Raw genomic sequence first — 24,385 nt, 5'->3', positions numbered from 1 at the left:
TTCTTTGCCCCTCAGATCCAAATCAAAACTGTTAAAATCTTGCTCTGAAATCGCGTTGAGAGCGCCACCACTGGTGAAATCCCCATTGCCCTTGGCTTTAAACTTTCCCCCAAGGTTAAGTTCACCACCTGTGACAATGGTCAAATCTCCATCACTGTTGACTTCTGTCAAACGGTGCTCACTGCTTTGGGCGTTATAATGCCCTTTTTCCAATGTCTCCTTATGGTCACTCTCTAGCACTAATGAACCAAACGTAGCAGAACCATCGACAATCACCGTCATCGGACCGCCACTGCTCCATTGGCCACCAGTCATGCTTAAATCGCCAAGGGAGTGAATGTTTAAATCCTGTATAGAAATGATTTGAGCCTGCTGCCCACTGCGATCAACAAAACCATATTCATTCGTGTCACGGATTTTTGCAGTACCATCAATGATTGTCTTCGCATTGAGGGTGATGATATCCCCCAGAATAACCCCTGAAGAGTTGGCTAAAAGATCGCCACTGCTGAGATCTACAGCACCGCTGCCAAGCAAAAAACCACCATCATTAAACAAAGTTTGCATAGTCGAAACATGCAATGCACCATTACTTGATATGGTGCCACTATTGGTAAGACGGTCCGTCTCTATAGTGACGCCATTGCCTTTCAAACGTGCACTGGCAAGGTTTCCTTGCTGCGTTTTTGCCCCATAAACATCTTGTGCTAAAGAAGTGTTTGGTGCCAAATAAACGTGGGGTACCAAGACCTCTTGTCCGTCGACAAGGTGGGTCTCAAGCCAGATCATATCCTTTTTGATCCCAGCAATTTGCTGAGGCGTTAAGGGCTTGCCTAGCACTAACCCCAAGGGATCTTGCTGCTCCACAGCATTGTCATAGAGCCTTTGCATTTGAGCATTGGGATCTTCAACATCAAGAAGAGTGCGATTGCCTGTCAGTTCAAAGATTTGCTCACCCACCAGACGATATTCAAAATAAGCATCACTCTGCAAGCTCTGCTCCTGTTAGCATAAAGGTTTTTCGACAAGCCCTTTGCTTTTCCGCATATGATATCCTTAACAGCCTGCTTTAGAGCGTATTCTGAAGCATCTGATAAGGCTATGCTATAGTTCAAAGCGATAACATTCAGGTCTATATTTGCCGGTATTTTTAGACCAGAAAGCAAATAAGCAGCCGCCTCGATATGTTCAACCGTAACTTTCCGTGAAAGCAGTGCTTGTAAGCGATTACAGTCTTGCAAAACTTGCGCTTTCTCCTCCAGCGTCAACGGCTTTCCATGCATAGAGGTTGGAGGATACACACTCCGGTCCACTCTCTTGGCAAGTGCTTGCAAATGAACTGATAGCCTCTGTATCTCTGCTGCATTCTGATCCATAAGAATCGCTAGTGGTGATTGCTGATTTGAGTGTACTGAAGCTTTGTGAAAGGCTGTTTATGAAATTGTTTGTTGAGAGCTTATAGCGTTCGTTTGCATATCGTTTCTCCTGTTCTAATTTCTTGGCTAGCGTTCCATTTTGGTTAATAATCCAACCACACCAAGCACTTTGCCAATCGCGATTGTTTGCATTTCGACATGGGTTGGCTTTCCAATGAAGTTTAAATCTTTCGAATTCTAATAACGCCTCATCCTGCGTTAAGCCTTTATCGATTGCGTATTGCAAATCAGGTTCAAAATCTTCTGGTACGCTTCCAAGTTCTTTTTTCCCCTTACTTCGCTTGGCTTTCTTAGGAACGCTTTCTTGCTCGTGAATGATTGATTGGTTGGTTTGCTCTGATTGGCTTTCAACATCACACTCGATTGGCTCGTCAACCAAATCGATTGTTTCTAAATCTTCAAAATCAATTTCTTTTTTTAATAAAACGTTAGTTTTATTTTTTTTATATATGTTAATGTTATTGTTAATGGCATTGCGTTCGCATTGCGCAACACTATGCGCATCGTATGCGCTCTGCATGCAATCCGCATATGCGTTTTCTTTTATATGATTATTGTCATTTTTACCTTTTGTTTTATGCCATCTAGAATGAGCTGCTTTTGTTGCTGCTTCTGATTTCTCTTTGCTATCATTTAATTCTAATTCAACATCTGGGTTCCACAACCGACCATCTTCTAAACAAATGATATGTCCAGTTTCTAATAAAAGATCTAATGCCTTCTGAATTTTTTTACTGAGCAGCCAGCCAATAAAGATAACACTTTAAAATTATTCGTAAGCGGCTCTCCTGTGCGAAGCATTTGAAAGCTCAACTTAACATAAGCCTTAACTTTAGCAAAGATATAACCAAAGTCTTCTAAAGCTTTAATGCGATAAAGAGTGTGATTATAAAATACATGTGTTTCATTTATTAAAGCAAATTCTTTTCTTTAAAAAGGTTATAGCCTTCTATCTAACAGCGTTTTTGCTGTAAAATTCAAATTATCTATCTGCTCAACTAAAGAACTTTTATTGTTTAGCTTTTGTGCTTTTTTCAAAGAGATGTGGGCTTTCAAGAATAAGCTTTTCTCGTGCTTTTTGTAACTGTTTAATGACTTCATCAATCTTTGACGGAGAACAAAAAGATTCTTGGCTATTCAACAAATGCAGCCTCTCCTTTCCCTCATATAAACATTGCATCTGAGATTGAAGTATTCTAACTTCTTGAAAAAAAAGACGTCCTGTTTCCTTAAAACCATTATTAAGTGCAAAAAGTTGATCAGAAATGGATAGCAGAATTTGTTTTAAAAAACGCTCATTTTCTTGGCGTTTACGATATTCTAAAATAAGAGCATGGCTTATCTCATCTAACTGTTTTTTTGTAGAATCAATTTGACGCAATAAATTTGGTTTTTCCCCCATATCACCTTTTCTCACCTTCACAAGCATAGCATGAATGTCTAATAACTTAATTGCGGAATGAGACAAATAATCAACAACTGTAGGCGTATTAACATAGCGTTTCCGTGCAATCATCACAAACTCACCTAATGACTGTTTTTTATATTCATCCCGCTATTTATTTTTCATTTTACAAGACCATTCTAAAGAAAGTGCTAAAAAATATTACCTCCAATACATTATTCGATGGAGCCCCTTCTCTCTTTTCACGATCAACGTGGAATCCGTGGAGAGAGAAAACGTACAGGTGTATAAAGGATAAGATGTGTTGTTTTTTCCAACACACTACTACCATCAGCAAGAAGGGCTTGACTAGGTGACAATTCTGTACCTTGCATAATTGTGGAAGCCAAAGAACCTTCTCGAGAAAGAGCCATCAACGTTGGCGAAGATGCAAAGACATTGTGTGCTCCCCCATCCACATGAGAAAAATCAAGAACAGCTATTCCATTTTTACGCAACATTTCAATATCTGAGCCATCGCCCACACGATGATGTCCACCCGTAAGACGTCCTGAAACCGCAAGAGCTTTATCCGCTCTGGATACTAAAATAGCGGTTGGCTGCGGAAGTTTTTTTATATCATTAAGTTGGCGCTCAAATACATCAACATCAATATCTGGTGCAGCCATTAATAAACTTGTAATACGACGAATAGGCTTATATTTTCCCTGTAACGCTAACGTTCTAAATGCTTCCATTATAACAAAATTGCCCATAGAATGTGCAATAACCGAAATTTGATCAGCATTGGTTTCACTAATAAGTGTTAAAAGCTCTATCAATCCGTCACGGGCAAAATTAGCACTGTCACGATCATAAATATAAAGAGGAACTGATCCGGCCGAAGGCCAAGAATAATGCACAGCGACAACATTTAAAGAATAATCGTGTGTAAACTGTGCTGTACGAAATGTACCATCTGCAAAATTATTATTATACCCATGGATAAAAAGAAAAATTTCTCTTTTTCCTTTTGGCTTTTTTGCTAAAGCAGCATTTAATTGCTGTTTAAACTGTTCTTTATTATCGTATTTTTGCAATGCTACTGCTGCAAAATACTTATCATGCGTAGGTTTATAGGCATTTATTTCAACAACTCCCTTTACATGTTGCTGAGGAATTCCTACGTCAACGCGATTATAATGAACTTTATTTGATCGCTCTGCACCATAAGGTTGAGCGTAATTATTTTGCATCATACGACTTGTTGCAACATACACTGGAACGATGGCTTTTGGAGAAACTGGTTTCCCTTCAACTTCCCTTTCTACGGCAGTCATAGAAGGTGTTGCATGCACCCCATGCCAAAGTACAGCACGTGAATCACTACACGCTGATAATAAAGAAATACAAATAAGAAGTGTTAAATATCTCAGAATCATTATACTTCTCACTGCAACTTCACCCCACCTTATAAAAATATAACATTTCAAATGCATAGATAAAGTAATAAAAAACGAAACATTATTTGCAACACACCAACAAATAACATACAAAAAAGATTTTTCTATAATGCCTATAAATCCCCTCTCTCTAACATAACTTCATCTCATTATGGAGAGACTCACTGCTAACTGGTGCGGTCGAGAAGACTCGAACTTCCACGGGTTGCCCCACAGCGACCTCAACGCTGCGCGTCTACCAATTCCGCCACGACCGCACGTGGAAAGAAAAAATCTTGGTTTTTAGCCTTTAACAAATCATAAAGAAAGGTACAAGCCAATTTTCTTTTTCTCATAATTTATTTTATCCGGATGCTTTATAACTTAATAAAGATTACGAGAAATATGGGCTTTACTATGACCTTTGAACCATCATCATAAAATGTGCTTGTGCCGCTTGATCTTTTTCATAATAACCATGAAAGTTTTTTGTAATTGTTGTAGAGCCCTGTTTTTGGATTCCTCTCATAGCCATACACATGTGCTCAGCCTCAATCAATACTGCTACACCATGAGGCTTCAGATACGTTTTTAACGCGTGAGCCACTTGCGCTGTCATAGCTTCTTGAGTTTGTAAACGACGAGAAAAAATATCTACAACACGTACAATTTTTGAAAGACCAACAATTTTTGCATTAGGAAGATATGCTATATGTGCTTTCCCAATAATTGGGATCATGTGATGCTCACAGTGTGAATAAAAAGGTATATTCTTTACGATTACGGCTTCATTGTATCCTGAAACCTCTTCAAAAACTGTACCTAAGGTTTCTTTAACCGATTGACTATAACCATTAAAAAGCTCGCGATATGCCTTGGCTATACGTTTTGGAGTATCTAAAAGCCCTTCTCTATTTGGATTTTCCCCTATCCATAAGAGTAATGTACGAATCGCTTCTTCCACCTTTTCAATACTCGGACGCTTTTTTTCAGATAAATTTGCGTCTTCTTTAACAACATTACGCATTCAAAAACTCCAAGCTTACTCTATACAAAGCATTTGCTCCATACCTATCTCATTTTGTATAATCTCTATATAAGCGAATTAAAAGTTTAAACAATCACGACTTTCAAAATTTCAGGCAATAGCGCATGATTGATACTATCTATAATGATAAAATACTTAAATATGCTGCACATATAGGCAAAATTGGGCGTCTTAATAATCCTGATGCAACATCAAGAAAACATGCACACCTTTGTGGTTCGACAATCACTGTAGATTTAAAAGTGGAAAATAGTATTATTACCGATTTTGCTCACGAAATACATGCATGTGTGCTAGGGCAAGCTTCAGCTTCACTTTTAGCATCTCATATCATCGGACAAACAACTCAAGATCTTAAAATATTGCGTGAAGTTATCTACCAAATGCTAACGCAAAATGGTCCTTCTCCTCAAGCTCCATTTGAGGATTTTTCTTGCTTACAGCCCATTAAAGACTATAAAGTGCGCCATGCAGCAACACTACTACCCTTTGATGCAACGATAGACTGCATTCAAAAAATTGAAGAAAAATAAATGTTCAAATCACAATCTAGACAAAAAAAGTTGACTCGGAATTACACAGGCACTTGGCAAAAAACACCCGGACGATTATTGGGTATTTTCTTAATACGGTTCTATCAAATAACACTTTCGAGCCTTATAGGCAATCAATGTCGCCATGCCCCGACTTGTTCAGAATATACATATGAAGCGATTGCACGCCATGGGCTTTGGGCTGGTGCATGGATGGGACTCTTTCGTATCATGCGTTGTGGGCCCTTTGGAACAGATGGCTTTGATCCAGTCCCTCCATCGCTTGGAAATTCTTGCTGTTTTTATAAACCTTGGCGTTACTGGAAAATTTCTGACAAACACAACAAATAATCCTTTTCTTTTTTCACATGTATTGATAAAAAATTAGTCTATAAGCTTTTTACTCAATTTTCACGAAACCATCCGCAATCGTTAGCGGAATTGGATTAAAAGGGTGTTTTTATGTCTTGCTCTATTTCTCTTTTTTTTCCCGATGGTTCAAAACGTAATTACCCCGCCGAAATGACAGGCTTGGAATTAGCAGAATCTATTTCTAAATCACTTGCAAAAAAAGCAGTCGCCTATAGTCTTGATAGTATCACGCGAGACTTATCGGATCCATTGGGACAATCTGGTCAAGTAGAGATTATTACCCGAGAAGATTCACGCGCTCTTGAGCTCATAAGGCATGATTGCGCCCATGTCCTTGCTGAAGCAGTGCAAGAGCTCTTTCCTGAAACGCAAGTAACAATAGGTCCTGTCATTGAGAACGGATTCTATTATGATTTTGCACGCCAACAACCTTTCACATTAGATGATCTCACCGTCATTGAAAAGAAAATGCGTGAAATTATCCAACGCAATAAACCTTTTAGAAAAGAAATTTGGTCTCGTGAAAAAGCAAGAAAAGTTTTTTCTGAGAAAAAGGAATTTTATAAAGTTGAACTTATTGATAGCATTCCTGAAAATCAAGATTTAAAAATCTATTATCAAGGGGAGTGGTTTGATCTTTGTCGCGGACCGCACATGCAATCTACAGGGCAAATTGGGAATGCTTTCAAATTAATGAAAGTTGCAGGAGCTTATTGGCGTGGCGATGCCAATAATCCAATGCTCACGAGAATTTATGGAACAGCATTTGCAAATGAAAATGACTTAAAAGCCTACCTCCATATGCTAGAAGAAGCTGAAAAACGTGATCATCGCCGCTTGGGACGTGAAATGGACTTATTTCACTTTCAAGAAGAAGGGCCAGGAATGATTTTTTGGCACAAAAAAGGTTGGAAAATGTTCCAAAATTTGATCAGCTATATGCGTAGACGCCTTGATGATCATCAATATGCTGAAGTTAATGCACCACAAGTTCTCGATAGGTCACTCTGGGAAATATCTGGCCATTGGGGTTGGTATAAGGAGAATATGTTCAAAGTAATTTCAGCAGAAGAAGATTCAGATCATGGGAATGTTTATGCCCTTAAACCAATGAACTGCCCTGGTCATGTGCAAATTTTTAAACATGGTTTAAAATCTTATCGTGATTTGCCTATTAGACTTGCTGAATTTGGACTTGTTCATCGTTATGAGCCTTCAGGCTCTTTACATGGTCTTATGCGTGTGCGTGGTTTTACACAAGATGATGCGCATATTTTTTGTACTGATGAACAATTAGCCGATGAATGTCTCAGTATTAATGATCTTATTTTATCAACTTATGCCGATTTTGGTTTTAAAGAAATTAGTCTTAAGCTTTCAACCCGTCCAGAAAAACGAGTTGGATCTGATGCATTATGGGATCATGCAGAAAGTATCATGGAATCCGTCCTTAAAACGATTGAAACAAAATTTGCAGGACAAATCAAAACAAGCATCCTTCCAGGTGAAGGAGCATTTTATGGTCCAAAATTTGAATATACATTAAAGGATGCTATCGGTCGTGAATGGCAATGTGGAACAACACAAATAGACTTTAATCTCCCTGAACGTTTTGGTGCATTCTATATTGATAAAGATTCAGAAAAACGTCAACCTGTTATGATCCACCGTGCTATTTTTGGATCAATGGAGCGTTTTCTTGGTATATTAATTGAAAATTTTGCTGGACATATGCCACTTTGGCTTGCTCCTGAACAAATTGTTGTTGCAACAATTACATCCGAAGCAAATGAATATGCCCAAAAAATAACAGCAAAACTTAAAGCTGTTGGGCTTTCCGCAACAATAGATCTCCGCAATGAAAAAATTAACTATAAAATACGAGAACATTCTTTACAAAAAGTCCCCGTAATTTTGGTATGTGGCAAACGTGAAGCTGAAACAAACAGCGTAAATATGCGCCGCTTAGGAAGTACAAATCAAACCCTTTTATCTGTAGAAGATGTGATTAAACAACTCTCAAATGAAGCAACACCTCCAGATTTGCAACGTGTAATAAATGCATAATATCACGGAAGATGGTAATACGTTAATTTTTTACTATAAATTTTCAGTTTTTGTACAAAATGAAATAATTTGATATTGTAGTGTGTTTTTGTTTCATGCACAATGACCTGTCACCAGAAAGAATAACGTGCTCTTTCTCTACAAGGTGGATTGGTGAAAAAGTTGAATATAAGCTATGAGCTGTTTAAATGCAAAAATCATAGACAATTGAATATTAATAATAACATTAATCTTTTACCTTTATAATGAAAAAATTCTGCTATTATCATGGATAGATCATTACAATAATTATAGAAACATCAAGCAAGAAAACTGAAAACAAGATTATATTTATTAATAAAAAATATGTAAAATTAGCTGAACAATGATATTTCTTATTCGTAAGATAAGCCCTTATAAAAAGGACAATATATTGATTTATAATGATAATATATCGTTATTCATATTAAATAAGGTTTCGAATATCATAGGCTTCTCTTATTTTTAATATGTTTATGTTGAATCTATCAAAATCATTTGCTTGCACGAAACAAGCGGAATGAGTGCGTGGATAAAAATTATTGAGAAAGGACTTTTAAAATGCCTACAATGAACCGCCTAAAGTGCTAAGAATTGTTGCAGTCATTGAGAACAGGCTATAATTATAATGATGATGCCGACTTGAACCTTCATAAGTATAAAAATAGCGGTACTCAACGAGTTTACCATTAATCATTCACGAGGCATTATGATAAAATAAGATTAAGAAGCCTTAAGAAACATCTCTTTAAAACAAGCACATGAATTGGTAAGCTAATGGCATTCTACATCCCGCAATCTACACTGATGAGATATTGCCTTAATTTTTATAAAGCCAAATCAAAAAAAATGGCAAAACTCAGCGTTTATTCTTTCTCTTCTTCATGTTTTACCAAATGAAAAACTCTTATAAAAAACTCGTTAAATATACACATACGATATATGACTACTCGCTGAACGTATAAAATTCTGGGCACATCCATAAAACATCTAAATATCTACAAAACACATATAAAATAAAAAAATATTATTATCGTGCTCTATCAAGAACACGCTTACATTCAATGAGTTCAAACAGAATTTCTTGTAACAATGCTTTATCAGTTTTATCTTTGTAAAGATTCACAGAACCGACAGATGTTTCTCCCTCATTTCTCATGAAACTCAAAAGCCCAAAAGAAGATTTCTTAGGCTTATTGCTAGCATTTTCAGAAGTTTGTCCTGCATGTTTCTTCTCTATGACCACATTCATAGCATCAAGATCACCATTACCCAATGCAGTCACAAAAGCAACACCATTTTCTTTCAAAAGGCGTTGCACACCTTTTATCGTATAACCCTGATCATATAGTAACTGCTTAATACCATTGAGCAAATCAACATCGACCGGACGATAATAGCGCCTTCCTCCCCCACGTTTCATTGGTTTAATCTGCCTAAAACGTGTTTCCCAAAATCTTAAGACATGCTGCGGAAGCTCCAATAACTCCGCTACTTCGCTAATTGTGCGAAAAGCATCAGAGCTTTTATCCATTTTGTAACACCTTATTTAAAACAAAATAAATTACTTCACAATGACTCATTCTGTCTCAATTTCTCAACAAGATTAGTCAAAAATAAGACCATCATTGATACCTTACTCACCAGTCTTTTTCTAAAAAATAAAGACCCTTATTTTATACATTTCTTTAACAAATACCAAACATACCATGGCATTTATTTATGAGATATCATTTTTTCTGTTTTGCACGATGCGAATCTAAAATTCTCTGTTTAAGGACATTGGCAGCCTTAAACGTCACAACACGTCGCGGCGGAATCGGTGCTTCAACACCTGTTTTTGGATTGCGTCCAACACGTTCATTTTTACTGCGAACCTGAAAAGTTGCAAAAGAAGATAATTTAACCGCTTCACCTCTTATAAGTGAGTTGCAAATCTCATCCAAAACCAATTCGACTAAAGCTGCTGATTCAGTATGTGACAAGCCCACTCTTTTACAAACTACGCTCGCTAAATCTGCACGCGTTACTGTCTTACTTGTCATTATAACCACCTATTAAAATATTAAAAATTACAAAATGACTTATACGTTTTCTTGAAATATGGTCAAGTAGCCATAATTTACCAACGAATAAGAATTGCTCCCCATGTAAATCCACCTCCCATGGCTTCTAACATGATAAGATCTCCTTCTTTTATTTTTCCATCGCAAACAGCTGTTGTTAAAGCCAACGGAACTGATGCAGCAGACGTATTACCATGTTGATCAACGGTAATCACAACTTTATCTAGTGAAATTCCCAGCTTTTTAGCAGATGCTTCAATAATGCGCTTATTAGCCTGATGAGGTACAAACCAATCTAGTTGTGAAGAATCCATACCTGCAGCTGCAAAACAATCATCAACCACATCCGTTATCATACCAACAGCATATTTAAAAACTTCTCGTCCTTCCATACGCAAATAGCCTGTCGTTTGTGTTGTTGAAGGTCCACCATCAACATATAGCTTATCTATATAAGCACCATTAGAACGCAATTTCGCAGACAATATACCACGCTCAAAAGCAATACCCCCCTCAGTTTCTAGTGCTTCCAAAATAACAGCACCAGCACCATCACCAAACAATACACATGTCGTACGATCTTCCCAATCTAAAATTCGAGAAAATGTATCGGATCCAATAACTAAAATTCTTTTAGCTCCCCCACACCGTAAATAAGAATCTCCTGTTGTTAAAGCAAAAATAAAACCAGAGCAAACAGCTTGAATATCAAAAGCAAATCCATGGCTCATTCCCAAAGCATGCTGAATTTCAACAGCAGAAGCAGGAAAAGTACGATTCGGGGTGGACGTTGCTAAAATAATACAATCGATGTCTTTTATTGTTAAACCAGCATTTGTAAGTGCTGCTTGCGCAGCCTCAACTCCTAAAGAAACAGTTGTTTCATTTTCACTGGCAATATAACGTTGGCGTATTCCTGTACGCTGAACAATCCATGAATCTGACGTTTCAACAAACTTTGCAATCTCTTCATTTGATAAACTTCTTTTCGGCAAAGCACTTCCTACACCACGTATAATTGACCGAATCATTCAGCTCTTACCTTTTCTTCAAATTTTTCATTTCTATTATAAGAGCTTATCATAAGGACTCTCCATTCATCACTGCTTCATCTTCTTGGTCAAAAAGTGTTTCTTTATTTTCATGAAATCGCCGTAAATCAGCCGTTATTTTTTGTAAAAGTCCGTTATTAACCATCTCATAACCAACGCGGATAGCAGAAGCAAAGCCATTAGCATTAGCACTGCCATGACTTTTTATAACAACACCATTCAAACCTAAAAGCACTCCTCCATTCACCCTATCAGGATCCATTTTATGTTTCAGTATACGAAAAGCACCCCGCGATAAAAAATAACCAAGAGATGTTAAAAAAGAACTGCGCATTGCAGAGTTTAAAATCTCTCCTATCTGTCGCGCGGTTCCTTCTGCGGTTTTTAAAGCAATATTACCAGAAAACCCCTCTGTTACAACAACATCGACTGTTCCTTTTCCAATGTCATTGCCCTCAACAAATCCTTTATATTCCAATCCTTCTAATTGCACTTCACGCAATATCATTCCTGCTTTTTTTATTTCATAAAGTCCTTTAACCTCTTCTACCCCCACATTTAAAAGCCCAACACTTGGTCTTTCAGTGTGATATAAAGCGCGAAACATACCTGCTCCCATAACCGCCAAATCAACCAACTGACTAGCAGAGGCACCAATTGTTGCTCCAATATCTAAAACAATACTCTCACTGCGCAGTGTTGGCCAGATACCCGCAATACCAGGACGTTCAGCCTCTGCAAGCATTTTCAAACAAAAATAAGACATGGCCATGAGTGCACCCGTATTACCAGCAGAAATGCAAGCATCAGCTTCACCATTTTTTACCGCTTCAATGGCGTACCACATTGATGATTTACCACGTCCATTACGAAGTGCTTGGCTTGGCTTTTCATCCATGCGTGTATAACTTTCTGTAGGGCAAAAGCGCGATACAGAATCCAAACAGGGATATTTTTTTAAAACCGGACGAACAGCCTCCTCTACTCCATAAAATAGAAAATAAATATTTGATAAATATTTTTGTACAATTGCTGCTCCTGCAATAGCTGCTTCTGGACCGTAATCACCGCCCATGACATCCACAGAAATTCTAATCACGCTTGCATATCCCACATCTTTTCATTTACATCTTTAAATACATATTATGATTTTTGGCTCCTGAATACTCACACAGCACATCTTGCGAAAATCGCTCCGCAGAAAATACCGTTTAGCATACAATAGATATTTTTTGTATGTTTCTACAATCACTTCCAATTTTTCAAAACAGAAAATGGAGAGAATTTTCGCTCTGCTTCTTCTAAATTTTCATCCATATTCATCTTTATCCCTTCTTTACGTGGATAATGATTAATAGACAACTCAAAAAACTCTTCCATGATTGCGCCAATATCAATTTTATCATCATAAAACACTTCAGGAGTATCAAGCCCCCCCACATCTAAAAACAATTCCCCTGTATCCTCTGATATTTGGGGCTTCATCAAATTTGAATCTTCAGGAACAAAAACAACCTCAATATTTTCACAAAGGATATTTTCTAATGGTTCCAATGTAACAACACATAACTGTAGTATACGCGCTTGCAACAGACCTTTTATACGCACTCCGCGTTTTTTCCACGGGAAAATATGGAATTTTCCCTCACAAGATTTTACTTCAATTAAATCATGGTTCTGGGCTAAATGTGTACATTCTTTTTTGTTTGCACAAAAATGAACCCTTATACCTTTAGCAGGTAGAGAACGTACAGATACTGGATAAGCCAAAGCAAATGTCATTTGAGGAACATTTTGAACATTCATTGACAACTCCCAAACATAAAAACGCGTAAAGCACTATGTTTTTATTTATCTCAAGTATTTATGCATTTTTTTCTTTTCTAAAGAAATTCTATATGGCATAATTTGCTTTATAACAGGGAAACTCAGTGTAAGCTACGGTAGATTAAGTTAAAATTAGAAAAAACTTGAGGTTGCCTTCTTGTCCTACATCTCAGTATAAAAAGGAGATACCATTGTTTCAAATGCCTCACATAATAGCCTTAATCAAACGTAAATTATTGATTGGTCTATCAACAGCAAGCATAGGAATGCTTGCTGGGTGTAGCCTTCTTGATTCTTCAGGTTCGAGCCAAATTTATAGAGAGGGCTATGTTCTTGATAAAAATGCTCTAAGTTCTATCTCTATTGGCTCAAGTCAAGAGCAAGTTCTTTTAACTTTAGGAACCCCTTCATTAAAAACAAAATATGATAATGAAGTTTTTTATTACATCTCACAGACACGTTATCGTGGGATGCAGTTTATGAAAACAAAGATTATTGATCGCAAAGTTTTAGCCATTTACTTCAGTAAAAATAATCAGGTTACAAAAGTTGCAAATTACGGATTACAAGACGGTCAAGTATTTGATTTTATTACACAAACAACGCCAACTGTAACGAAAGAACATCCTTTCTTAATTCAAATTATAAAAGGCCCTGCGAATTTGCCACCCCATAACTAAATTATATAGTCTGCATACCGTTTCAATATTATAGGTCTGATAATATCAGATCTATAATAGGGGGGGTTGTAACTCTTAGAGGCGAACTTTTTTTGCCATACTGTCAAGAACTGCATTAACAAGTTTTGGCTCATCACCTTCAAAAAACGCCTTTGCTATGTCAACATACTCATTCATGACAACCGCAACGGGAACATCTTTACGGTTGATCAACTCCCATAAACCTGCTCGTAAAATTGCTCGCAATATAGAATCAAGACGTGAAAGAGACCACTCTGCAGAAAGCTGTTGATGAAGCAGCGGATCAAGCTGCTTTTGATCTTTTACAACACCCGTTATAATAGCCAAAAACCACTGAAAATCAGCTTCAAGATATTGATCTCCATCAATATCTTTTCCCAAACGATAAGCCTCATACTCAGCTGCCGTTTCCATCACCCCCGAACCCACGATATCCATTTGATAGAGTGCTTGAACTGCAGCGAGTCTTGCTGCTCCACGTTTATTGGCTGAACGCGGAAAATGTCTGCTTTTTATATCAGCCATATTTAACGATTATCTCCAAATCTCTTTTTTAGAGCGATCATACATAAAGCAGCTTCAGCCGCAAAACCACCTTTATTTTTGTCATCTAGTTTTGCACGCACCCATGCTTGTTCTTCGTTTTCAACAGTCAAAATACCATTTCCAATAGCCAAGTGCTGATGAACAGTTAAATCCATCAATGCACGACAAGAATCATTAGCAACAATTTCAAAGTGATATGTTTCACCCCGAATAACACAACCAAGAGCAACATAACCATCATACGATATCTTGTTTTGTTCAGCAAAAGCTATTGCACTTGGTATTTCTAATGCTCCAGGAACCGTTACAACATCATAACTTGCTTCAGCTTTTTGCAAAGTACTCACTGCACCTCTCAAAAGCGCATCAGAAATCCCCTCATAAAAACGTGCTTCAACAATCAATACGTGAGGCTTTTTACGTATCTCTTTCATCATAATGGAATTCCACAAAAAACGAATCAAAAAAATCAAGGTTATAAAGCATAAAATTCTGAAAACAATCAATAGAGTGTTGGCTTATTCACCTTCTCTTTTTAAAGTAAAAAGCTTTGCAGCATAACGAGCAAGTTGATCAATTTCCAAATTGACCCGATCTCCAATTTTAGCTTGTCCCCACGTTGTCATTTCAAGTGTATGGCGAATAATAAGAACATCAAAAACACAATCCTCAACACCATTAACAGTCAAAGATGTCCCATTAAGAGCAATAGATCCCTTATTAACAATGAAAGGCATAAATTGTCTTGAAACTTTTAAATAAAAGCGAATTGCATCCCCTTCATTTTTTTGATCAATGATTTCAGCCAAACCATCAATATGACCAGAAACTAAATGTCCTCCCATTTCATCACCCAATCGAAGCGAACGTTCCAAATTAACAAAAGTTCCTTTTATCCATTGTACAAGATTCGTTAAACGTAATGTTTCTTCCCACGCCTCGACAACAAACCAATTGGAATCTTCTTGCTTTAATCCTCGCTCTACAATTGTCAGACAAATTCCTGAACAAGCAATTGACGCCCCAATTGCTAAGCTTTCTATAGCATAGCGGGTAGAAATCTTTAAACGAATCCCCTGCTTTAAAGGTTGAACATCTTCAACACAACCAATATCCGTTATAATTCCTGTGAACATAATGTCTTACGTCTCCACTTATAAAAACGGTCATTTCCAAACATTCTTGTCTCAATCTCATGAAACTGCGAGAGATAATTTCCAAAATGAGGGGCTTCAATACGATTTTTGCCTAAAACAATGGGGGTATGAAAACATATCAAATGATCAACACAACCAGCATTCAAAAATTTTTCCCCTGTCTTGACACCCCCTTCCAATAAAACACTATTAATCCCATGTTTATAAAGCATCTGTAAAAGAGCAAAGGGTTCTACACAACCATTATTCATCTCGACCGAATAAACAGACACACCATATTGCTCCAATGCATTTTTTTTGCTTTTCTTTGAAATATCCACATCACAAATAACCCATGTAGGAATTTTTATGGCTGTTTGGACAACTTTTGCATCAAGGGGGATAGATAAATCTGCATCCAAAATAATACGAATTGGTGAGCGCATCTCCATCCCTGGCAAGCGGCAATTGAGTTGTGGATCATCTGCTAATATAGTACCAATACCAACGAGGATAGCATTATTTTGAGCACGTAGAATATGCGTATGGGCATGAGAAAGTGTTCCACTAATTTTTACGCTGCCCTTCTCTCTTTTTCCAACACCATTATCGGCAGAAATTGCCATTTTAAAAGTGACCGCACAGCGTTGTATCTTCCTTATGCACCAATGCGTCCATAAGGATCCAAAAGCCTCTTCAGCTAAAATGCCCTCAACCACTTCAATACCCGCCGCTCGCAAAAGAGCAATACCATGACCATCAACACGCTTGTCACAATCAGTCAGCGCAACAACAACTCGAGAAACACCTGAATCAATAAGCGCATTCACACACGGCGAAGTTTTTCCATAATGCGCACAAGGTTCTAAAGTAACATAAGCTGTCGCTCCTTGAGCCAAAGAACCTGCCATGTGTAAAGCTTGCACTTCCGCATGAGGACTCCCATGAATAGCTGTTACGCCATAGCCAACAATAAAAGCCCCCACAGCACCATTATCGTTTCGCACAATTAACGTACCAACGGAAGGATTCTCACCTGTAAGACCGACATGACGTTCTGCTAAACGAATAGCTGCAGCCATAAACCGTTCATCTTGCACTTTTTTATTCATCAAAACGAGATTCTGTATCCGCGATACCCTTTGACAATTCATCTATAACATCGTGAAAATCGCTTGCATTACGAAAATCTCGATACACAGAAGCAAAACGAATATAAGCAATATCATCAATTCTTTTCAATGCTTCCATCACAAGATGCCCAATTTTTTCTGAAGAAATCTCTGGTTCTCCCAAACTTTCAAGCTGGCGTACAATGCCAGAAATTGCTCGTTCAATATGATCAGGATCAATATTGCGCTTACGTACAGCCACATCAACTGATCGCATTAACTTATCACGATCGAAGGGTTCACATCGTCCACTTTTTTTAGCAACCAAGAGCTCACGCAACTGAACACGTTCAAAAGTTGTAAAACGACCACCACAAACGGAACACACACGGCGGCGGCGAATCACTGCCCCCTCTTCTGCTGGACGAGAGTCTTTGACCTGTGTATCCTCATATTGGCAGTAAGGACAGCGCATCCTTTGTATCCTTAACGAGTGGTAAGATAAGAGTAAAGAGGAAATTGATTCGTTATATCTTTTACCTTTTTCTCAACAGCCATTTCAACGGCATGATTATCTTCATCACTTTTTGCACTCCGAAGACCATCAAGAACTTCTGAAATCAGATGACCAACTTGAATAAACTCTTTTTCTAAAAAACCACGCGTCGTGGCAGCAGGTGATCCCAAACGAATTCCCGATGTTATAGATGGCGTTTCAGAATCAAAAGGAATGCCATTTTTATTGCAGGTAATATGAGCGCGTCCCAAAGCCAATTCAGCACATTTACCTGTTAGATTTTTGGAACGTAAATCAACCAACAACAAATGATTATCTGTACCACCAGAAACAATATTAAAACCATTACCCTGTAATGTTTTTGCTAAAGTTTTCGCATTAGCGACAACATTGGCACTGTAACTCTTGAAAGAGGGACGCAAAGCCTCCTCAAACGCAACAGCCTTTGCGGCAATCACATGCATTAAAGGACCACCCTGAAGACCAGGAAAAATTGCAGAATTAATTTTTCTGGATAAAGCCTCATCATTTGTCAATATTAAACCACCACGAGGACCTCGAAGCGACTTATGTGTTGTTGTTGTTACAATATGCGCATGTGGAACAGGTGAAGGATGCACGCCACCAGCAACAAGACCAGCAATATGAGACATATCAACAAGTAAATGAGCACCGATTTCATCTGCAATTTCACGGAATCGTTTCCAATCCCATAGCCGTGGATAAGATGAGCCCCCTGCTATAATAAGTTTTGGCTTACGTTCTTTTGCAAGCTGCTCAACCTCATCCATATCAATAATCTGATCTTCTTGACGCACACCATAGGAAACAACATCAAACCATTTTCCTGACATATTAACAGGTGAACCATGCGTAAGGTGACCTCCAGCATTTAAATCCAACCCCATAAATGTGTCACCAGGCTGAAGTAAAGCTAAAAAGACAGCTTGATTCATTTGGCTACCAGAATTAGGCTGTACATTCGCAAACGCAGCACCGAAAAGCTGTTTTGCCCTTTCAATAGCTAAATCTTCAACGACATCAACAAATTGACACCCACCATAGTAGCGCTTTCTTGGATAACCTTCTGCATACTTATTGGTTAAAACAGACCCTTGCGCTTCAAGGACCGCTCTTGAAACAATATTCTCTGAAGCAATCAGCTCAATTTCATGTTGTTGACGCTCAAACTCCCCTCTAATTGCGTCAAAAATTGCACCATCAACAGTTTGTAAATTATCATTAAAAAAGCGCTTTTGTGCGTCATTTTCTTGCTGAGTCATAAAACACATTCCTAACATAAAAAAATAAAGTCAAAGAACGATAACACAGCAAACCATGCAAACCAAACATTTTAAACTACTTACACTCAAAAATAATGAGGCAAATATTTATCTTATTCTTTGTTATAAAAACAGCGAAAAACTTTCCTCTCGAGAATAGTAAAAAATGAGATTACATTTCTTTTTTTACACTCTTATTTGTTTACACCTTTTACAAAAAATATCTATAATCTAAAGAAATTCAATAATTTAATGATTAAAAATAATTTATAATGTGAAAAGCTGAATATAATAGGCAAAGTTAATACGAAGGCAAATAAAAATGCTAACCAAAGTTTTTATTGATGGTGAACATGGCACAACCGGACTACAAATACAAAAACGCTTAGAAAGGCGTACAGATTTAAAACTACTCTCTCTTGCTCATAAAGATCGCCATAATGTTCATCTGCGACAAGACTATCTTAATCAAGCCGATATTGCTATTTTGTGTCTTCCAGATGATGCTGCACGCGAAACGGTTCATTGGCTTCAAAAAAATAAAAACATTAGGATTATTGATAGCTCGACAGCCCACCGTGTTGCACCAGACTGGGTTTACGGTTTTCCTGAAATGACAGCAGGACAAAGAAAGCGCATCCAAGCAGCACATTATATAACCAATCCCGGATGCTATCCTACCGGTGCCATTAGTTTGATTCGCCCACTCCGTGAAGCAGGACTGCTAGACGCCGATTATCCCATCTCGATTAATGCAATCTCCGGCTATACCGGTGGTGGAAAACAGTTGATTTTACAAATGGAAAATCAATCTCAACAAAATATTCAGGACAATTATTTTATCTATGGTCTTAATCTTGAACACAAGCATGTGCCAGAAATTAAAATCTATGGACAAATCAATCAACCCCCAGTTTTTATACCAAGTGTGGGTCGTTTTCCCCAAGGAATGATTGTGAATCTTCCTCTGCATCGCCATTTATTCACAAAATCAGCAAACTGTTCTGATTTGCGCGAAATTCTCGCAAACCATTACGATGGACAAAATACCATTTTAGTTGCATCACAAGAAGAAACTGCTTCACTTCAAAGACTTAATCCAGAGTGTTTAGCCAATAAAGATGGTATGAAACTGTTCGTATTTGGAAATGATCGTGAAGGTATTTTTAATCTCAGCGCCATATTCGATAATTTAGGAAAAGGCGCATCAGCTGCAGCTATCCAAAACCTCGATTTAATGCTTTCAAGCGACTAAACCTCCCTACCCACAAACTTTTATTCAACAACGCGATAAGCCCCTTTTGTTGCTCGCCAATGTGCAACAACAAAACACAACACGACTAATGCCATACTTTGATGAATGAGCCCCAAACTTATCGGAACCTCATGTAACAGTGTTAAGATACCCAAGACTGCTTGGATAATAATCATAACACAGATAAGAAATGCACGACGAGAATGAGTTGAATGTGGAGCATTTTTTTGTACATAGAAAGCATGAATAGCCGAGGCAATCAATAAAAAATAAGCAAAAAACCGATGAATAAATTGAACCATTAAGGAATTTTCGAATAAATTGAGCCAAACAGGACGATGCTGCAACAATCCATCAGGAATAATCTGCCCATCCATAAGGGGCCATGTATTATAGACTTTTCCAGCATGAAGCCCTGCAACCAAAGCTCCGAAATAAATCTCTATCAAGACGAGAATAACAAGCCATGCCGCAAAATATTGCACCTTTTTATTTGCTGGTTTTTCTGAATATTCTGCAAGCCCTCGAGATAAATAAGTAACAAAAACAATAACAAAACATGCCGTTATAAGATGAAATGCCAAACGATATTGGCTCACACTTGTTAAATTACTTTGCCCAATCCCTGAAGCAACCATCCACCAACCAATAAAGCCTTGAAAGGCGATAAGAATAGGTACAACAATAAGCGGGAGTAAGATATTTTTTTCAACACGCTTAGTCGCCCAAAACCAAATGAGCCCCAATAAAGCGACAAGACCAACAAGACGCCCAAGAACACGATGCGCCCATTCCCACCAAAAAATGACCTTAAAAGCACTTAAGGTCATATCAGGATTAAGCAGCTTATATTGTGCTATTTGTTGATATTTTAAAAATTCCTCTTGCCATTGATCCTCACCAATCGGTGGAATAACGCCGTGTATTGGCTTCCATTCCGTTATAGATAATCCTGATCCCGTCAAACGAGTAGCGCCACCTACTAAGACAATTGCCAAACAAAGCAATAAAATAGAGTAAAGCCACACCTGTATATGTTTTCTATTTTCCTTTTGCACAGGCGTTAAAATGCTATTGTTTAATCTCTTTACTGCCATCTCTGATTGCCCCACGCTTCTCTCCAACTAAAATGCATTTTAAAATTTAAACATTAACTCTTTGTCTATTTTAGTATGTACTACAACTTTAGCAAAAAACAAGCGTACCACTATAACATGCGATACATATTTCTTTTTTACGAAGCTTATGATGCTACAACGCGATAAACAGTCTTTGGAAAGCTGTCTACCATACGCATCATCCATTCTTGTTTATTAAGAACAGTATTACAAATATAATAGTCTGTTAGCTCTGCAAATTGCTCAAACCCATATTTGGGTTCGCTTGCCATCTCTAGGATGATAAAATCATATTCTTTTTTAAATTCTTGTAATATATGAAAAATATCATTTGAAAAATCTTGTGCTGAAATAGCACTTGTTAACCCCTGAGGAAGAATATCAACCCCCGTATCATAATCACGGTAAATAACATCATGCAACTTGGCATTGCCCGTTAAAATATCACTCAGTCCGCGATGTGGGCCTATGACTTTCTCTATTTGTTGACCAGAAATATCGACCAACAAAATTGTTTTGTTCTCTTTTGTGAGATGAAGTGAAAGCTTTGCCGCTGTCCGTGCAGCTTCTGGTCCAATGATTGAAATAATGGTTGAAGCACGCCATTTCAAAACATCAGACAATCCCTCTATCGTAATAAAAGCTTCAAAATTTTTCATTTCTTGAGAGACTAAAATACTCTCATTCTTCTTAAGATCATTTTCTTTTGATCTCAAATCCTCTTCTGAGATTTGGTCTTTTTTCCTTTTAAAGCACGGATAGAATAACAATATTCCTAGCAAAAGAGTAAGGAAGCTGACCAATGCACTCACAAGAATATTTTTTCCATAAAGAGCCATAAAAGAAATTGGTGCTAACGTTGTTGGCGTGACCACGTGGATATTTGTATTTTGTAAGAGAAGAGGATCATCACTCAATCTCCGATATGAATCAATAATTTTTTCTCTTCGTTGAGCAGACTTGCTCATCGCTTCATTTTGGGCATCGACTGCTACTTTTATTTTATTTTCAAACTCGTTAAATATTTCATTCAAAGATTGGGATTGATCTTTTACAAAAAAGTTCATTCTTTTTTTGAGCTGTTTTTCTAATTCCGTTGCAATAACCTCATCTGAATGAACTTGATAAACGATTTGTAAAATTTTATTTTTTAATTGATGAGAAACTGTCTCTAATTCTGCAGTCATCGCTTTAATTTGAGGATGCGTCCACCCTAATTGCACAGCCATATGTGCTCTTTGTGTTTCCAAGAGATCACGTTTAGATTCCAGAGCAGCAATTGCTGAATTGCCTGCAATAAACGATAAAGACAGTAAAGACTGCCCATTTTCACGCATCATGTTAATCGTTGAATTCAAACTTGTTAAATGAATACGCTTTAAAGTTGCTTGCGTTAATTGCATCGAAAGATCATGAAGCTCTGTTTGTTTTACACCACGCTGAATAAAAGAATCAATAGATTTACGAAATTCCTGCACGATATTAAGGATTGCAATATTATCATATTGTTTGTCTTCTAATTTATCATTTAACAAGAATTGTTTCTGTTTTATGATTGCTTGTGAAAATGCGGAAAACCAAGTTTCCAACCCACGTTGAGCTGCTTCAAGTGTCTCGGCTTCAAAAGTAAGATCGATAAAATCACCATGACGCGATAAACGGATATTTTCATGATTTTTTTTCTTATAAGAAGCACTTAAAGAAAAATTCGAATCATTGAAGAACATAGGCTGTGAAAACAAAAAGGCGATAACATTGTCTTTCTTTTTAATTGGTAATGGCTTTCCTACAGAATCAGATAATGAAAATGTTAAAGTTGCTTGGTAACCACGAGGCTGGACAAAATAATACAACCAAATCAAAGATACACATAGCATTTGTAATAGCAAAACAATCAAAATGCTTCGCCATACGGTACGTACGAATAGTCTTTTATTACATGTAAGACTCATCTTTATTTTAACCAGAAAAATACTTCTTCATATTGTTTTATTAAGAGAAAGTAGTAACTATCCTCTTAACTTGCTGTCATATTATTTTGAGATAATAAAAATATAAAATTTAAGAACAAATGTTCAAAAATAGCTTTAAAGAACTTAATTCATATTTTTTTTGAGGCTCTCTAGTTGTTTTTTTGCTTCAGAAGTAACAACCGCTCTAATGGTAATAGACCCATCATCATGCCCTTCTTGCACTATTTCCGCAGAGTTTTCATAAAACCAATCAATAAGCGACATTTCATGAGGTTGTAAAAGATATTCAATGCTTTGCACCTCTCCAAAAATTCGCTTTTCAATGGCTCTTAATAATTGATCGAGTCCATCCCCCTTAAGTGCTGATACCATGAGAGCAGGATTTAATCGCGTCTTTGCGCTTGTTTGTAAAACATTCAATGCTTGCTCATCTAACATATCAATCTTATTCCAAACTTCTATGATATGCTCCATATCATCAATATCGATATCAAGACTTGAAAGCACTTCTAAAACATCTTGGGCATGTGCTCGATGATCAAGATCTGACATATCTCTTATATGAAGAATGAGATCCGCTTCAACCACTTCTTCAAGGGTTGCTCTAAAAGCTGCAATCAAATTCGTTGGCAAGTTAGAAATAAACCCTACAGTATCAGACAAAAGAACAGTTTTTCCATGGGGAAGCACAACTTTGCGCAAAGTCGGGTCAAGCGTTGCAAATAACATATTCTTTGCTAAAACATCTGCACCGCTTAAACGGTTAAAGAGAGTTGACTTTCCTGTATTCGTATATCCTACCAGTGCCACAACAGGATAAGATGTTTTTTTCCTTTTTGCTCTATGAAGTGCACGTGTTTTAATAACCGTTTGCAATTCGCGGCGAATACGAATAATTTTTTCTTGTAAAAGACGCCTATCTGCTTCAATTTGCGTCTCACCAGGTCCACCTAGGAAGCCACGCCCCCCCCGTTGCCTTTCCAAGTGCGTCCAACTCCGCACAAGCCTCCCTTTTTGATAGGACAAGTGCGCTAACTCTACTTGCAAAACTCCTTCTTTTGTTCGTGCACGGTCCCCAAAAATTTCAAGAATCAAAGCCGTTCTATCGATAACTTTGCAATTCCACAATTTTTCTAAATTACGCTGCTGTACTGGCGTTAAAAAATGATCTACAATCGCAAGCTCAATAGAATATTCATCTATATAACAGGTTAACGCATCTACTTTACCTTTTCCAAAGAGAGTCGCAGAGCGAGGCGTTGCAATATTAATCGTTTCATAATTAACAACTTCTAACCTTATAGCACGTGCTAACCCCAATGATTCTTTAACACGAGAAGATATAGAACACTCTCTCAAAGAGCTTTCACTTCTATTTTCTTGAAAAATCGGTATCAAAACAAGTGCGCGCACCTGTCCTGTATTCTGCGAAAATACCCCTCCTAATCTCTCATTTTCATTTATCATAGCAATCTAAGTACTTTTAAATGGGATAAGAG

At 37.4% G+C, this 24,385-nt stretch carries 24 protein-coding genes, 1 tRNA gene and 1 pseudogene; 5 read left to right on the top strand and 21 right to left on the bottom strand.

Going from position 1 to position 24,385, the window contains the following annotated elements; genetic code table 11:
• From ACFIMC_RS01740 to folE, 7 genes and pseudogenes are all read right to left on the bottom strand, one after another.
• Positions 1-984 (bottom strand): annotated as a pseudogene (locus ACFIMC_RS01740) (filamentous hemagglutinin); the annotation flags it as partial.
• Positions 936-1,268 carry a hypothetical protein gene (locus ACFIMC_RS01735; RefSeq protein WP_375681030.1) on the bottom strand — a complete coding sequence of 111 codons (333 nt, stop codon included), beginning with the start codon at positions 1,266-1,268 and terminating at the stop codon, positions 936-938. The pseudogene ACFIMC_RS01740 and the gene ACFIMC_RS01735, both read right to left, overlap by 49 nt.
• Positions 1,228-2,100 (bottom strand): hypothetical protein, encoded by an 873-nt coding sequence (locus tag ACFIMC_RS01730; protein WP_375668387.1) that lies wholly within the window; start codon positions 2,098-2,100, stop codon positions 1,228-1,230. Before ACFIMC_RS01730 ends, ACFIMC_RS01735 begins: the two co-directional genes overlap by 41 nt.
• Before the next feature lie 345 nt (positions 2,101-2,445).
• On the bottom strand, positions 2,446-2,952 hold the full coding sequence (locus ACFIMC_RS01725; protein WP_015856440.1) for a hypothetical protein: 507 nt from the start codon (positions 2,950-2,952) through the stop codon (positions 2,446-2,448).
• Between the two features lie 137 nt (positions 2,953-3,089).
• Positions 3,090-4,262 carry an alpha/beta hydrolase gene (locus ACFIMC_RS01720; protein ID WP_375613054.1) on the bottom strand — a complete coding sequence of 391 codons (1,173 nt, stop codon included), beginning with the start codon at positions 4,260-4,262 and terminating at the stop codon, positions 3,090-3,092.
• A gap of 193 nt (positions 4,263-4,455) precedes the next feature.
• Positions 4,456-4,540: transfer RNA gene (locus tag ACFIMC_RS01715), tRNA-Leu, on the bottom strand.
• Between the two features lie 137 nt (positions 4,541-4,677).
• Positions 4,678-5,289, bottom strand: coding sequence for a GTP cyclohydrolase I FolE (gene folE / locus ACFIMC_RS01710; RefSeq protein ID WP_375613055.1), 612 nt, complete (start codon positions 5,287-5,289; stop codon positions 4,678-4,680).
• A gap of 125 nt (positions 5,290-5,414) precedes the next feature.
• Between folE and ACFIMC_RS01705 the strand changes: the two genes are divergently transcribed.
• From ACFIMC_RS01705 to thrS, 3 genes are all read left to right on the top strand, one after another.
• Positions 5,415-5,843, top strand: coding sequence for an iron-sulfur cluster assembly scaffold protein (locus tag ACFIMC_RS01705; RefSeq protein ID WP_375611578.1), 429 nt, complete (start codon positions 5,415-5,417; stop codon positions 5,841-5,843).
• On the top strand, positions 5,844-6,194 hold the full coding sequence (gene yidD, locus ACFIMC_RS01700; protein ID WP_375607118.1) for a membrane protein insertion efficiency factor YidD: 351 nt from the start codon (positions 5,844-5,846) through the stop codon (positions 6,192-6,194).
• 111 nt (positions 6,195-6,305) lie between these two features.
• A complete protein-coding gene (thrS, locus tag ACFIMC_RS01695) occupies positions 6,306-8,282 on the top strand; it encodes a threonine--tRNA ligase (protein ID WP_375613056.1) in 1,977 nt (658 codons plus the stop codon).
• Positions 8,283-9,330: 1,048 nt separating this feature from the next.
• Here the strand turns inward: thrS and ACFIMC_RS01690 are convergent.
• From ACFIMC_RS01690 to ACFIMC_RS01670, 5 genes are all read right to left on the bottom strand, one after another.
• A complete protein-coding gene (locus ACFIMC_RS01690) occupies positions 9,331-9,834 on the bottom strand; it encodes a MerR family transcriptional regulator (RefSeq protein ID WP_375607116.1) in 504 nt (167 codons plus the stop codon).
• A 196-nt stretch (positions 9,835-10,030) separates the two neighbouring features.
• Positions 10,031-10,345 (bottom strand): integration host factor subunit alpha, encoded by a 315-nt coding sequence (locus ACFIMC_RS01685; RefSeq protein WP_375611576.1) that lies wholly within the window; start codon positions 10,343-10,345, stop codon positions 10,031-10,033.
• Positions 10,346-10,422: 77 nt separating this feature from the next.
• On the bottom strand, positions 10,423-11,397 hold the full coding sequence (locus tag ACFIMC_RS01680; protein ID WP_375611575.1) for a beta-ketoacyl-ACP synthase III: 975 nt from the start codon (positions 11,395-11,397) through the stop codon (positions 10,423-10,425).
• 49 nt (positions 11,398-11,446) lie between these two features.
• Entirely contained in the window at positions 11,447-12,517 is a 1,071-nt protein-coding gene (plsX, locus tag ACFIMC_RS01675) for a phosphate acyltransferase PlsX (RefSeq protein ID WP_375651249.1), read from the bottom strand.
• A 149-nt stretch (positions 12,518-12,666) separates the two neighbouring features.
• The gene (locus ACFIMC_RS01670) at positions 12,667-13,224 is read right to left on the bottom strand and encodes a DUF177 domain-containing protein (RefSeq protein WP_375672068.1); all 558 of its coding nucleotides are present in this window, start codon (positions 13,222-13,224) and stop codon (positions 12,667-12,669) included.
• 221 nt (positions 13,225-13,445) lie between these two features.
• Here ACFIMC_RS01670 and ACFIMC_RS01665 point away from each other — a divergent pair, with 221 nt between their 5' ends.
• On the top strand, positions 13,446-13,925 hold the full coding sequence (locus ACFIMC_RS01665; protein ID WP_375672070.1) for an outer membrane protein assembly factor BamE: 480 nt from the start codon (positions 13,446-13,448) through the stop codon (positions 13,923-13,925).
• A 75-nt stretch (positions 13,926-14,000) separates the two neighbouring features.
• Here the strand turns inward: ACFIMC_RS01665 and nusB are convergent, their stop codons facing one another.
• From nusB to glyA, 6 genes are all read right to left on the bottom strand, one after another.
• Positions 14,001-14,471 (bottom strand): transcription antitermination factor NusB, encoded by a 471-nt coding sequence (gene nusB / locus ACFIMC_RS01660; RefSeq protein ID WP_015856452.1) that lies wholly within the window; start codon positions 14,469-14,471, stop codon positions 14,001-14,003.
• A 2-nt stretch (positions 14,472-14,473) separates the two neighbouring features.
• Positions 14,474-14,929: a 6,7-dimethyl-8-ribityllumazine synthase gene (locus ACFIMC_RS01655; protein ID WP_375672067.1), complete on the bottom strand. Its 456-nt coding sequence runs from the start codon at positions 14,927-14,929 to the stop codon at positions 14,474-14,476.
• Positions 14,930-15,010: 81 nt separating this feature from the next.
• On the bottom strand, positions 15,011-15,628 hold the full coding sequence (locus ACFIMC_RS01650; RefSeq protein ID WP_375621301.1) for a riboflavin synthase: 618 nt from the start codon (positions 15,626-15,628) through the stop codon (positions 15,011-15,013).
• Complete coding sequence (ribD, locus tag ACFIMC_RS01645) at positions 15,610-16,740, bottom strand: bifunctional diaminohydroxyphosphoribosylaminopyrimidine deaminase/5-amino-6-(5-phosphoribosylamino)uracil reductase RibD (protein WP_375672066.1); 1,131 nt, start codon at positions 16,738-16,740, stop codon at positions 15,610-15,612. Before ribD ends, ACFIMC_RS01650 begins: the two co-directional genes overlap by 19 nt.
• The gene (gene nrdR / locus ACFIMC_RS01640; RefSeq protein ID WP_375611570.1) at positions 16,733-17,215 is read right to left on the bottom strand and encodes a transcriptional regulator NrdR; all 483 of its coding nucleotides are present in this window, start codon (positions 17,213-17,215) and stop codon (positions 16,733-16,735) included. The genes ribD and nrdR overlap by 8 nt, the downstream gene beginning before the upstream one ends.
• An 11-nt stretch (positions 17,216-17,226) precedes the next feature.
• Positions 17,227-18,540 (bottom strand): serine hydroxymethyltransferase, encoded by a 1,314-nt coding sequence (gene glyA, locus ACFIMC_RS01635; protein WP_375638199.1) that lies wholly within the window; start codon positions 18,538-18,540, stop codon positions 17,227-17,229.
• 322 nt (positions 18,541-18,862) lie between these two features.
• Between glyA and argC the strand changes: the two genes are divergently transcribed.
• Positions 18,863-19,795 (top strand): N-acetyl-gamma-glutamyl-phosphate reductase, encoded by a 933-nt coding sequence (argC, locus tag ACFIMC_RS01630; protein WP_375613064.1) that lies wholly within the window; start codon positions 18,863-18,865, stop codon positions 19,793-19,795.
• A 20-nt stretch (positions 19,796-19,815) separates the two neighbouring features.
• On the opposite strand, the gene ACFIMC_RS01625 is transcribed toward argC, so the two are convergent.
• The 3 genes from ACFIMC_RS01625 to hflX form a co-directional block, all read right to left on the bottom strand.
• Positions 19,816-20,892, bottom strand: a complete 1,077-nt coding sequence (locus tag ACFIMC_RS01625; protein WP_375629412.1) for a COX15/CtaA family protein — start codon at positions 20,890-20,892, stop codon at positions 19,816-19,818.
• A gap of 146 nt (positions 20,893-21,038) precedes the next feature.
• Entirely contained in the window at positions 21,039-22,865 is a 1,827-nt protein-coding gene (locus ACFIMC_RS01620; protein ID WP_375638201.1) for a hypothetical protein, read from the bottom strand.
• Positions 22,866-23,009: 144 nt separating this feature from the next.
• Complete coding sequence (hflX, locus tag ACFIMC_RS01615; protein ID WP_375629395.1) at positions 23,010-24,353, bottom strand: GTPase HflX; 1,344 nt, start codon at positions 24,351-24,353, stop codon at positions 23,010-23,012.
• Positions 24,354-24,385 lie beyond the last annotated feature (32 nt).

This window comes from Bartonella sp. AP21QHHD, from assembly GCF_042196205.1.
In the GTDB taxonomy this organism is placed as follows: domain Bacteria; phylum Pseudomonadota; class Alphaproteobacteria; order Rhizobiales; family Rhizobiaceae; genus Bartonella.
This window is presented reverse-complemented; position numbering and strand designations above follow the sequence as displayed.